The organism is Flavobacterium glaciei (assembly GCF_003350545.1).
Lineage (GTDB): Bacteria > Bacteroidota > Bacteroidia > Flavobacteriales > Flavobacteriaceae > Flavobacterium > Flavobacterium glaciei.
On the sequence record NZ_QQBA01000012.1, the window covers coordinates 22,472 to 35,652 of the forward strand.

General features: G+C 33.7%; 10 protein-coding genes. All 10 read right to left on the reverse strand.

The window, feature by feature from the left end; genetic code table 11:
- Positions 1-7: 7 nt before the first annotated feature.
- The 10 genes from ruvA to DFR66_RS10785 all read right to left on the reverse strand — a co-directional run bounded on the left by ruvA (position 8) and on the right by DFR66_RS10785 (position 13,165).
- The gene (gene ruvA / locus DFR66_RS10740; protein WP_114754849.1) at positions 8-589 is read right to left on the reverse strand and encodes a Holliday junction branch migration protein RuvA; all 582 of its coding nucleotides are present in this window, start codon (positions 587-589) and stop codon (positions 8-10) included.
- An 89-nt stretch (positions 590-678) separates the two neighbouring features.
- Positions 679-2,967: an NADP-dependent malic enzyme gene (locus DFR66_RS10745; protein ID WP_114754850.1), complete on the reverse strand. Its 2,289-nt coding sequence runs from the start codon at positions 2,965-2,967 to the stop codon at positions 679-681.
- A 160-nt stretch (positions 2,968-3,127) separates the two neighbouring features.
- Positions 3,128-3,553, reverse strand: coding sequence for a CBS domain-containing protein (locus tag DFR66_RS10750; protein ID WP_114754851.1), 426 nt, complete (start codon positions 3,551-3,553; stop codon positions 3,128-3,130).
- 70 nt (positions 3,554-3,623) lie between these two features.
- Positions 3,624-5,489 carry a trehalase family glycosidase gene (locus DFR66_RS10755; RefSeq protein ID WP_114754852.1) on the reverse strand — a complete coding sequence of 622 codons (1,866 nt, stop codon included), beginning with the start codon at positions 5,487-5,489 and terminating at the stop codon, positions 3,624-3,626.
- Positions 5,486-6,700 carry an MFS transporter gene (locus tag DFR66_RS10760; RefSeq protein ID WP_114754853.1) on the reverse strand — a complete coding sequence of 405 codons (1,215 nt, stop codon included), beginning with the start codon at positions 6,698-6,700 and terminating at the stop codon, positions 5,486-5,488. Before DFR66_RS10760 ends, DFR66_RS10755 begins: the two co-directional genes overlap by 4 nt.
- Positions 6,701-6,795: 95 nt before the next feature.
- Positions 6,796-8,532: an alpha-amylase family protein gene (locus DFR66_RS10765; RefSeq protein ID WP_114754854.1), complete on the reverse strand. Its 1,737-nt coding sequence runs from the start codon at positions 8,530-8,532 to the stop codon at positions 6,796-6,798.
- A gap of 6 nt (positions 8,533-8,538) precedes the next feature.
- Positions 8,539-9,465: a carbohydrate kinase family protein gene (locus DFR66_RS10770; protein WP_114754855.1), complete on the reverse strand. Its 927-nt coding sequence runs from the start codon at positions 9,463-9,465 to the stop codon at positions 8,539-8,541.
- 16 nt (positions 9,466-9,481) lie between these two features.
- Positions 9,482-10,786 carry an MFS transporter gene (locus tag DFR66_RS10775; protein WP_114754856.1) on the reverse strand — a complete coding sequence of 435 codons (1,305 nt, stop codon included), beginning with the start codon at positions 10,784-10,786 and terminating at the stop codon, positions 9,482-9,484.
- A 130-nt stretch (positions 10,787-10,916) separates the two neighbouring features.
- Positions 10,917-11,837, reverse strand: a complete 921-nt coding sequence (locus tag DFR66_RS10780; RefSeq protein ID WP_114754857.1) for a hypothetical protein — start codon at positions 11,835-11,837, stop codon at positions 10,917-10,919.
- Between the two features lie 2 nt (positions 11,838-11,839).
- The gene (locus DFR66_RS10785) at positions 11,840-13,165 is read right to left on the reverse strand and encodes a vanadium-dependent haloperoxidase (RefSeq protein WP_114754858.1); all 1,326 of its coding nucleotides are present in this window, start codon (positions 13,163-13,165) and stop codon (positions 11,840-11,842) included.
- Between the last annotated feature and the right edge of the window lie 16 nt (positions 13,166-13,181).

Sequence of the window (13,181 nt, forward strand, 5' to 3'; positions counted from 1 at the left end):
TACCCTTTTAAAGGTTTTTTAAAGCTTTCTTGATTATTGATTCAACAGAAGCATCCGGTTCTTCTTTGACAATCTTTTCTATAATTTTTTCTGAAGTTTTACGTAAAAACCCTAAAACCTCCAAAGCAGATAACGCCTCATCTCGATTTGTATTGCTTTGCGACATAGAAACTTCGTCTAAATCATACAATTTTAATACTTTATCTTTCAAATCCAGAATTGTTCTTTGAGCTGTTTTACTTCCTATACCTTTAACAGATTGAATAGTTACTACATCACCAGAAGCAATTGCATTGGTAATTTGTTTTGGGTCTAATGACGAAAGCATTGTACGAGCGATACTCGCTCCTATCCCTGAAACAGACAGCAAGAGTCTAAAAATCTCTCTTTCTGATTTTTCCATAAAACCAAAAAGTGTATGCGCATCTTCTTTTATTTGAAGATGCGTATATACTTTTATAAAATCGGTGCTTGGCAGCAATGAATACGTATGTAAGGAAATATTAACATCATAGCCAACTCCTCCACAATCAATAATTATTTGTGTTGGTGATTTTTCTACTAGTTTACCTTGTAAATGTGCTATCATGAAGTACTAATATATTTCCAAATATAACAAAATTAGCATAGTGTCAAATCAAATTTAAAATTTTATCTACGCTTCTTGTAATTAGTGTATTAAATTTGTTTAACTCTTTTCATTTCTTTTTCCTGAGCATCAATCACAGCAATAGCTGCCATGTTGACCATTTCTTCAACGCTGGCTCCTAATTGAAAAATATGGACTGGTTTTCCCATTCCCAACATAATTGGTCCTATAGAATCTACCTTATTTAGTTCTTTCAAGAGCTTGTAAGTAATATTTGCTGATTCTAAATTTGGAAAAATTAATGTATTTATTTTCTTCCCTGCCAATTTAGAAAAAGGGAACTTTTCTTTTAACATTTCAGGATTCAAAGCAAAATCTGCCTGAATTTCCCCGTCTATTATCATATCCGGATAATTTTTATGTAAATAAGCAACTGCCTCTCTTACCTTATTTGCACTTTCGTTTGTTGAGGAGCCAAAATTTGAAAATGAAATCATTGCTATAACAGGATCTACACCAAACATCTTAGCTGTTTTAGCCGTCATGATTGCAATTTTAGCTAAATCATCAGCTGATGGATTGATATTTATGGCAGTATCTGACAAGAACATTGGCCCACGTGCCGTCATCATCATATTTGTAGTCGCTACAATAGAAGCTCCGGGTGCTTTTTCTATTAATTGCAACATGGGTTTAACCACCGAAGGATAACTTCGAGAGTGTCCTGTTACCATTGCGTCAGCTTCCCCTTCATTAACCATCATTGCTGCAAAATAATTTCTTTCACGCATTAATTTCTGTGCATCCAAAAACGAAATTCCACGTCTTTGTCTCGTTGACCAATAGGTATTGGCAAACTTATTTCTTCTATCCGCCTCTTCGTCAATTTTAGGATCTATAATTTGAACATCCGTATCAAAACCTATTTCTTCTTTTAGTTCCAATATGATTTCTTTATTTCCCAATAATATTGGGAAACCAATCCCTTCTTCTAAAACAATTTGAGCTGCTTTCAAAACATCTAAATGATCTGCTTCAGCAAAAACAATTCGTTTAGGATCTATTTTGGCTCTATTTGTAATCAAACGAACCATTTTATTATCATTCCCTAAACGGTCCATTAGTTCCTCTTCATACTTTTTCCAATCGGTAATCGGATTCAATGCTACCCCGGAATCCATTGCTGCTTTTGCCACAGCCGGTGCAACAATTGTGATTAATCTTGGATCAAAAGGTTTTGGGATAATATATTCTCTTCCGAAGTTTAATTTAGTTGCTCCGTAAGCAACATTTACTTGCTCTGGAACTGATTCTTTAGCCAATAATGCCAATGCCTTAACGGCTGCCATTTTCATGGCTTCATTAATTTTAGTAGCACGAACATCAAGTGCTCCTCTAAAAATATAGGGAAATCCAAGAACATTGTTTACCTGATTAGGAAAATCAGAACGTCCTGTGGCCATAATTACATCTTTACGGGTTGCAATTGCCAAATTATAATCGATTTCCGGATCAGGATTCGCCATTGCAAAAACAATAGGATTATCAGCCATTCCAAGTAACATTTGCGGAGACATAATTCCGCCCGTAGAAAGACCTAAAAAGATATCTGCACCAACTAATGCTTCTTCTAAATTCATAGAAGGTATGTCTTTTGCATACTTTAACTGCAATTCCGATAATTTCGGGTTGTCTTTTGTCAATAATCCTTTGCTATTAAACATGAAAATATTTTCAATTTTCACTCCTAAAAGAACATATAAATCAGCACAAGCTAAAGCCGCAGAACCTGCTCCTGAAACGACCATTTTAACATCTTCGGCCTTTTTATCTGCTAATTCTAATGCGTTCAATAATGCTGCAGATGAGATAATAGCCGTACCGTGCTGATCATCGTGCATGACAGGAATATTTAACTCTTCGACCAAACGTCTTTCAATTTCGAAAGATTCTGGCGCTTTAATATCTTCAAGGTTTATTCCACCAAAAGTTGGTGCTATATTTTTAACCGTCTGGATAAATTCTTCAATATCTTTAGTTCCAATTTCGATGTCAAATACATCAATATCAGCAAAGATTTTAAACAACAGTCCTTTACCTTCCATTACTGGTTTTGATGCTTCTGGGCCTATGTCACCCAATCCTAAAACTGCTGTTCCATTAGTGATTACTGCAACTAAATTTCCTTTAGCTGTATATTTATAAACGTTGTTTACGTCTTTAGCAATTTCTAAGCACGGCTCTGCTACACCAGGTGAATACGCCAAAGACAAATCTCTTTGTGTTGCGTATTTCTTAGTGGGAACTACTTGAATTTTACCAGGAGTTGGCTTTGCGTGGTATAGTAATGCTTCTCTTCTTTTGCTATTCTTTTCCATTGTTTTTAGATTTTATTCTAGCTTACAAAGATAGGAGTCTAGATTTGAAAAAAGAGGACTTTTACCCCATTCTTTTGCATAAAAACAAGCCTATTTAGATTCCCAAAAAAAAAACTGCAATACCTGCAGCTTTTTTTTAGTATCATTATTTTGATTCTTTTTATTGAGTAATGTAAGAATTTAAATGTTGAATAGTATCTTTTTGCAACTCGATTATAGCTTTTACAACATCACTAATTGAAATTATCCCAATAACAATATTATTTTCTAAAACGGGTAAATGGCGTACTCTTTTGGTACTCATTAACTCCATACAATATTCTAAATTATCGGATGGACTTACTGTAACTACATCAGTTTCCATAATTTCGTAAACAAAGGCTTTTTTTGAAGATTTAGCTTTCAAAACAATTTTTCTAGCATAATCCCTTTCTGACAAAACACCTTTGAGAACAGTGTCTTCTATAATAAGAATTGCCCCGATGTTTTTTTCGCTCATCACTGTCAATGCTTCGTATACAGTATTAGTGGAAAGTATGGAATATACTTCTTTTCCCTTAGTGCTTAAAATTTGATTAACTGTCATAATTAATTCATTTAGTGAATCATAAAGTTAAAAAAAATATACATTCAAAAAACAAAAATATTATCTCGCACTAAAAAATATCATCGGGGGAAATCAATTCACTCAATTTCTTTCTTAATTCTTCGTTCAAAATTTGTAATCCATACTGATAGGACGCATTCACCCACCCAAAACCTTCCTTTGCGATATAATCAAATTCTGTTCCTACGTTTCCATATTCAGCAAAGACTTTATGCGAACTTATTTCCAAATCAAATTTTTCCGGAATTGTACCATTATAATCCACCGCATTTCTGGTAATTAGCCACAACCATCGATAAACCATTTCTTGTGCTTTATCAAGATAATTATAGTTAATCAATCCTTCCCATAACAACATTTGGTGCGGCGCCCAACCAAAAGGATAATCCCATTGTCGCGGCGGCGCTTCCTCTGAAACTGTAGCAATACTCGCTTTAGTACTACCGGTTATTCCTCCAGTTTTTACAAATTGAGGTAAGGCAATTTCTACTAATTTCTTAGCTTGGTTTTCATCACACAGCCCAGCCCACAAAGGAAAAAATGTTGTTGCAGCTTCAAACGGGAACTGCTTATGATTCACAAAATCAAAATCAAAATACATACTTGCCTCCTCGTTCCAGCACAATTCATTTATTTTATCTTTGCGTAAAATTGCTTTTTGTTCCCAATCTTCCGAAGTATAAACGATAGATCCAACTTGAAAAACATTATCGAAATAGATTGCAATAAGATGAGCAACATCTTTCTCATATTTATAAAGAAAACTGTTGATATCTACTGAATTCAAATTAGCACACGTATTAATGAGTCGGTTTGTGGTATCATGTCCACTTTCTCTCATACTTCTATCATGTACAAAATATTCATCCAACTCGTCATCAACTATCGCTCTCTTCAAGTATTGTTTTTCGAACTCTCGAATTGGTAAATTATATTTTTTAGCAAATGGTTCTAAAACATCATCAAAATGCCCAGGCTCTACTTCAAAAGGCATTCCAATTCCATCTGCTTTGTATCGGTTTAAACCCGTGGGTGTTAATCGATTTCCTTGAACCATCCAAACAGTGTTGTACTCTAAAATTATTGTTTCTAAATGGCTTCGAAGCCAATCCAAACTTGGTATTTTCTTTTTTGCAATTTCAATAATCAAAGAAGAATATAATGGTGGTTGTGTTCTAGTTAAATAATAACTTCTATTCGCATTTAGAATTTTTCCGTAATGAATGATTTGATATTTAAAATTTTCAGCAATCGCGATTGCTTTGCCTATTTGATTATCAATCAGTAACCCAACCCCAATAAAATAGCTATCCCAACCATACATTTCGTTAAATCTTCCGCCAGGCACAACAAAAGGGACACCCTGCAAACTATAAATTTTTTGTTCTAAAGCTAAGGCAAGAATTCCCGGTTTTTCATTTAAAGTTTCCACAAATTCCACAGTATAATCTTCAGGCAGAATCTCTACTTTAAAATTTGGTAATTCTTGTTCTAATTCCTGAAAATAAGTAACTCCCTGCTTGTCTTTTGCTGAAACATAAAGTGTAGCCACTTCATTAGAGGTCTTCTCATCTTCAACAATTTGAGTCAATCCTTTTTTATCAATCGTACGCGAGAGCTCCTCCCAGTAATCATCTTTGATTTTTCTTGAAATTCGGTGTACAGGATTCTCTTGGATTCTACTCAAATCCACTTCTCCTAATGTTAAATTTGTTTCCTTAAGCTGTGCTAGTTCCTGTAACAAATTGGATAGTTGATAGGTCCCCACAATTGTCTCCTTTTGCTTGGTAACTTCGTCAACCAAAACAAATTTTTTTGGTCCACTATCATCTTTAGTGATTTTTTTATCTTGATCGGTATCCTCCTGAAGCAGCAGCTCCTGGAATACTTTGTCTACGTTGAGTAAAAATTTCATTGTTTAGCGGTAAGTTTTTTTAAAATAAAGAAAGAAACAAGTAAAAATGACATAGGAATTAAGGTATAGTAAAAGGCATTTTCTGGACCTTCATTCTTAAACAAATAGCCTATAATTCTTGACCCTAATGTACCTCCAAGAGCAGAGAAAACAACAATCAAACCAGTCATTGAACTATGTAATTTTTTAGGCAAAGCACTCAGAACCACTGAGTTTAATAGCGGGTAAATTGGAGCAATAAAAAGTCCTACTAATGGAAATGCAAATCCTATCAAGGGAATATCCCCAAGCGAATTGATTTCTTTGACCTCCAAACCTACTGTTTTAGGAAGTACAAAAATTACAATAAGCATAGCTGCAACGATACAAAAACTAAGTACCCAAATCCAATTGACTCTTTTAGTAATTACACCCGCTAAAAGTCGGCCTACTGCTAATGAGATTGCCAAAATACTCGCCATCATTATGCTTATATTCTCGGGAAGATGTAACACTTTACTATTAAAAGTTGGCAACCAAGACATGATTCCCTGCTCAATCATAACAAATAAGAAAGCACTGATCACAAAAACAATAGTTAACAGTTTTGCGAATAATTTAAACATTTCTTTAAAGTCATCAACTAAATCAACACCTGGAATATCTGTTTGATTTTCGAATTTAGTAAAAAACAGAAAACCAAAAGACAATAACGAAATCCCAGCCAATAACCAATAAACATTCAGCCAAGCATCTGGATTCGCATCTGAATTAAAAGCAGGAAACAAGAAATACGCTAAAGCAATTCCCATCATAAATACGCCTTCAATGCTACTCATCAAACTATTGTGTTCTTGCTGATTTTCTGTTATGGTTCCAATAAGCGAATACACTGATACTTTTATCAATGCAAAAGAAACTCCTACGGTAGCAAATAGTAATTTTGCCGTTCCAAAAGAATTTCCAAAATACATACTAATACAGGCTAAAGAAACTAGGCCTAAACCAATTAGCATAGCCCTTTTATATCCTATTCTAGGTAAAAACGATGCGATTAAAAACGAAACTATGGCAATAGGTAAATCCTTAAAAGCCTCTAAAACGCTGGCTTGTAATTCATCTACACCATAATTTTTCTGCGCTTTTAGTATCACAATCCCAACACTGTTCAGCAAAATCGCAAATACAAAGTAATTGAGATACATGGCAATTTTAACTGTACTTTTTTTCATTTTTTATTGATTTGAATAATTTTTTTATTTCAATGTTTTTAAGTAATTATCCATCGTGATATACCTTTTTACATTAAATTTTGATTCTTGAGTAATCAATAACTTTTAGTGGTTGTTATTCCATTCTCAGTATGTGTTATTGAAAAACCTTTACTATTAAGGTTAGCTATTAGGTGCGCAATGCTTGTACCATTAGTCCATTTGATATCTAAGATGTCATCTGCTATATCATTTATTTCTACGTCACCAGAAAATGCATCCGAAGTATTTCTTAAGCGAATGATTTCGAGCTGTTTCTTAACAATTTCTGTTTTCAGACCTTCTTCAATATCAATCATTGACAATGCCGTGCGGTTAATTTCTTTATGACCAGCACTACCTCCATTATCCGCAGCTTCATAATTATTTTTACCTGCAAAAATATCCAGATACCAAATCTGGGGTATTCCTGGCACAAACATTTGTATGACTCTAGCAAGCAGTAATTTTTGTTCGTCTTCTCCTAATGCACTAAAAAAAGTAGCATTTATTTGATAATAAGAAATTTTATTCCCAGAAGGATCGTACAGATTTTTAACACGACCGCCTCTTTCCATAATTGTGGTCATGATGCTTTCTATCTCAGCATCTTCCAACAATCCTTTATTATAAACGCCATTTACATCCTTGCCTTTCAGGTCTAAAACCGGTATTCCATCATGGCAACCAAGCATATTTACCGTTTTATAACCTTTAGAAATGATTTCTTTAGCCCATCGAATTAATGCGCTACTAGTTTGACTTTCGATAGTGTGAATGGTTAAGCCTGGCAAGAAAAAATCATAAATATAATACCCTTCATTAGCAACCTCATCATGTAAATGCAAGCCATATTCTGCGTGAATTTCTGGCAAAAGCATCAAATTATTTTGTTGTGCAATTTTCTTGATACGCTCTAAATATTCCCAGGTTCCTGGTATATTAAAAAAATTAGATTCTCCCACTTGCTTATGCAGATAGGCAAAAGCATCTAATCTAAGAATCGAACAACCATATCCACTTAATTTTTTCAGAGTCTCCTCGTAAAATTCCCATACTAATGGCGAAGCGGCATTGACGTCCATTTGACCTAAATAGGATCTTTTTTGTTCTACAACTTGTAAAATTTCTGATTTAAACGGAGCACAATCATCAAAATTTAGGGCAGCAAAGTCCTGATTGGTATTTATAGCTGTGTTCACGATAGCAACAACAGATTGATTTTGCGCCTCTGTCAACCCTTTGATAGACTGCAAATCAGCTTCGGTAATTGGGTTGTAGGTTATTTGTTGATAAAAAGTGTTCCAATATGGTTGTTCTGATCCATCTGGGAAACGTACTTTTAATATGGGCAAACCTGACTTTCTCATGAATAATTTATTGAGAAATTCTGGTTTTGGTATTATAATTCCATCTTCATTTTCTGTGCCGTTTCCTTCCCAGAATTCATTCCAATTGATAAAAAAATCTTTGAATTTAGATTTATTCCCATATAGTAACATATCCTTAAACTGAGGAGAAGCAACAGAAAGATGATTTAATACAATATCAAATTTCAGTTTTATTTGGAGTTCATTTAAGTCCTGCAAATCTTTTTCATCTACTAAATCCTTATTTATATCATAATCAATAATAGAAAAACCTCTATCTAAATCACTGTTAAAAAAGGTAGGTAAAACATATATAAGAGAAAATACATCTTTAAATTCTGCCATTTTAAGCATGGATATTGAATCCCTAAACTTTTCTCCAATACTATCCGGATAAACATTAAGCATTACACCATTGCTGATATTTTTATTGTCTTGCATCATTGTGTTTTAAAGAAGTTTAGAAAGGATATTGATATTATCTGGAAGTCGACCTACATTTTGAAGTTTTAATGCGGCTAACTTTAAAGCGATATCCAAACATTCATTAATTGATTTTTCTTTTATGTAAGCAAATAAAAATCCAGACCAAAAAGCGTCACCCGCTCCAGTTGAATCCATTACTTTTTCAATTTCTATTGCTGGCATTTGTATTACTTCTTTCCCTTTTTGAGATAATTTAACACCTTTACTACCTAAAGTTAAGCAAACTAAATCTACACCTTGTTGGTGAAAAAATTCGAAAATTTCATCATGTGGAAGTTCTTTCTCAAATAATCGCAACATATCATCCTCACTAATTTTTATTAATGGATTGAATTGGCAATAGGTTTTGATAACTTTGAAAGCCTTTTTTTGACTTTTCCACAATTTTCTGGCATAGTTAAGGTCAATACTTAGCTTACAACCTAGTTCGTGTGCTTCTTGTGCTTTTTTTAAGATTGTTTTTTGCGCAGGATTCTTACTCAATGCGAAGCAAGTAGTGTGAAAAATTCTTGTATTAGCGAGAATTTCTTTTGAAATCTGCTCTTCATAAATGCAACAATCTGCTGAACGATAAGGGATAAAATCTGGCGTGCCTTCAGACCTTGAAACAAAAATCACACTAGTCGACTTGTTGTCTAAAACGTTAAGGTGTTCTGTATTTACTCCTACACTTGTTAATCGTTCCGTAACGTAAGAACCAAAACCATCGTTCCCTACAGTTGCAACCATAATAGTGTTCAAACCTAATCGAGTTGAATTCATAGCCACATTAGTAGGTGACCCACCTAAATACCTATGATAATCCCTAGTTTCATTAATCAGCACACCTTCTTGGTGCCCAATAAAATCAACAAGAACTTCTCCAACACAAAGAATATCTATAGCATCCATCTTATTAAATATTGTATTAATCACTTACGTTTGTTTTTTTGATTTTAATAAATAAAGTACTTATTGCTGCAAGAACTAGTAATACTCCAGCAAAAGTAATCGCTTGACGCGGGTCGTTGTCTAAAAAGTTCTTTAAAATGTAACCAAAGGATAAGTTTTGGATGATCATAGGAATAACTATCATCATATTGATAATTCCCATATAAACCCCATAACGCTCTTTTGGAACCACTGCAACAACCATCAAATATGGAATACCCATCATACTTGCCCAAGCAATTCCGTAACCTATAATCACAGCAAAAAATAAATATTGATTCGCTACTGTTGGAAACCATAAAAAAGAAACGGCTCCTAATAAAAGGCACACAAAATGAATCATTTTAGCACCGTGTTTTTTTGCTAATTTAGCCAAATAAAATGCAATTGAAAAGGTAACTATAAAGCCAAATGCTCCGATTAATCCGTTCCATTCTACTGCTTTTTCGTAACCCATCACATTCTTAGGAGTTACATTCCACACAGATAAGGCAATACTTTTTGAATTGTTTTGCCAATAACACATCATGGCATACCATTGAAAAAGATATACTAGAAACAATTGCCACATCACTGTTGGCATTTCTAATACAGCTTGATAAATATCTATAAAGGGCGAAAAAACCTTAAGTGGTTCTGCTTTTAGAATAGCTAATTCCTCCTCCGTGGGTGGGATTTCTTTTGTTTTACTCATACTCCACCAAATAGAGGATACAGAAAGGACTGCTCCTAAAAAGAAGGAAGCGTAAATCCATGTAGGTAAGGAGCCCGTATACCCAACAAAAACAATTGGAAATAGAAACAACGAAATATAAGCAAGAAACTGTCCGAAACCAGTAAAGAAACTCTGTGCCTGAAATCCTGTAGGTTGTTGTTCTTCATCCAGCGTATCTGCAATAAAAGCGCGGTAAGGTTCCATTGCAGTATTATTACCAATATCTAAAATCCAAAGTAAACCTGCAGCCATCCATAAGGAACTGCTAAAAGGAAATAGAAATAATGCAATACTACAGATTATAGCACCAATAAAAAAATAGGGTTTGCGCCTTCCCCATCTTGGATGCCAAGTTTTATCACTCATCGCACCAATAATAGGCTGAATCAATAATCCAGTCAAAGGCCCTGCTAGATTCAGCATAGGAATTTGATCCGGGCTTGCATGTAAAAAATCATAAATAGGATTTACGGCACTTTGTTGCAAACCAAAACTGTATTGAATACCAAAAAAACCAACATTCATATTGATTATTTGCCAGAAACTCAATTTTACTTTAAAATTCATTTTAAGTGGTTAATTTGTTAATTTTTTCTAAATTTAATTTTAATATTGCCAATTAAAAAGAGAATAAAAACAAAAACGTTTTCGGAAGACCCGAAAACGTTTTCGATAATTTTAAATTAATACCAATTAATTATAATTTTTCGTCGAAAGGTATTAAAATTTCTGTTTTCCAATCTAATTCATTGCCGCCAAGAAATGGATTGTTTAAGAAATGCTCTAACGGAGTGTTTTTGATTTTAATATTATTACGCTTTGCATAATCTATTAATGAAAACCAAGCCCTGTCTGACGTTCTAAAATTACCAAAATAAGTTGCTTTCAATCCTTTTAAAGGAGGTAAGCTTTTGAATTTTACCACATCATTTCCAATATTCTTATCCGATTTTTCAACTGGAAAACAATAATTAAAATTTATTGTCTCTTTATCAGCATCCCACTTTACAATTTCTAAGTAAGGTTTTCCTTTTATTTTAATTTGATTTTCAAAAAGAAAGCCCGTAATAATAGCGTCATTGGCAATCATTTTTCGTGCTTTTTCCTGTAAAACACTCGTTATACTTATGTAAGCCACAAATGTTTCTTCTGAAAACCCTTCTCCTTCGATTTTGACTTTAAATTTCTTCAAATGTTCGCTCAATCCTTTCTTAAAATCACTAATTTTTTTGATTTGTTGCTCCTTAAAATCAGTGTTAAAGAAAGGTGCTGTAACTTTATTGTACCAACTATGATTTAAGTCTTTGATACCAACATTTACTTTTGTAACTGAATCATTGACAGAAATAATGTCCCAAGTGTAATGCATTTGCACCTCTTTTTTAGTCATTCCGTGTTTGATAAAGTCAAAGTTCCTTTTCTCTAAAATCACATACTTCTCTAATTCACTTAAAGCCTGAGCATCTGTCCATTCCTGAATCCCTTGAAAAACAGTTCCAGTAGCTGCATTAACTTTAAACGAAATACAATAATCTGTTTCCTTTATGAATAGATACCAAACCAAAAACAAGGAAAGTAAAATACTAAAACCAATTATAATTTTTTTTCTGACTGCCATTATTATTTAATCATCTTTAATTTTCCAACAATATAATCTCCTATAGTTTTCCCATGAGCAATTCCGTTTACAATTGCTGCTCTGTAATGAATTCCTCCATAAAGACGACTCATTGCAGCTTCTTTTGCAGCATCATTAAAGGATGTGTATTTTCTCGTTGGTAATCCAAACTGTAATTCTGTGTCATCTGCATAGGAAAAATTTTCTCCAAAAACAGAAGTCAAAACTATTGCAGAGCAAGTTGAAACCACAGAATGTCCACTAGTATATTCAGGGAAAGGAGGCGTTTGCAACAAAGGTTTCCAGTTTTCATCAATATTTTGATTGATTACCGTTTCCGGGCGCACAACATTGCTCTTAAATTTTTCATCCCAGCAACTGATAAAACCTTCAAAAATTCCGATGGAAGTTTTGGTATATGCAAAAACTGTTTTGGCAAAATCAGCATTCGATTTTTTAGAGGCAATCTTCACAATTCCTATCCAGTGTGCTCCTGGTGTAATTTTCTTTTTAGCAAACATCATATGACCCTGAGAAACTGAAACGTATGGATTACAATCCCAAAATTGAGCAATTTTAATTTCTTCAGAATTATCACCTTTTCTCACCATTTCTTTGCTAATATCATACACTTCTTGTACTTCTTTAAAAAAAGCTGATTTTTTATCAACAGAAAACGGTAAAGCAGGTATTGGCCTAAATTGAGAAGCAGAATCTAAAACTAGAGTTCTTATCTCCCCCCAATGTGGCTCCACAGCATCCATGTAAGCTGGCGGAGTAGGTTGCCATCTTCCGGGTTGATCAGCATAAACAGAAAATTTAGACATAGTTCTGGTTTCCTTATAATTATCTTTCCCCATCCATTTCTTAATGCGTTCTGCAACTTTCAATCCATATTGTTTTGACACTTCAAACTCTTCTTCATTTTCATCAGTCCATTTTTGATAAAGACTATCTCTAAACTTTTCCACAATTTCTTCTGAAAAAACCAATTGCTTGCTTAATTCCATGTGTGCAATAAGAGCCGCTAAAGGTTGATTGACTCCGCTTTTAGAATCTAATTTTGGTATAGAATCTAATCCTTTCAATTGATTTTGAAGACTATTATAAGTCTTACTGTTCTGAGCCATAATTTCGTATGCCGCAATATTTGGATATACAAAAATCCTGCTCGCAACTGGTGGAGAAAAAATATCATGAATCATAATCTGTGTAACATTATCTATTGCTGCATGATATTCATCGGTCGTTACTACAATCGACTTATCCTTTTTACAAGAAATAAAAAGAAGACAGATTACCACAATACTAAAAATTTTTGTTTTCATTTTTTATTAATTTGTA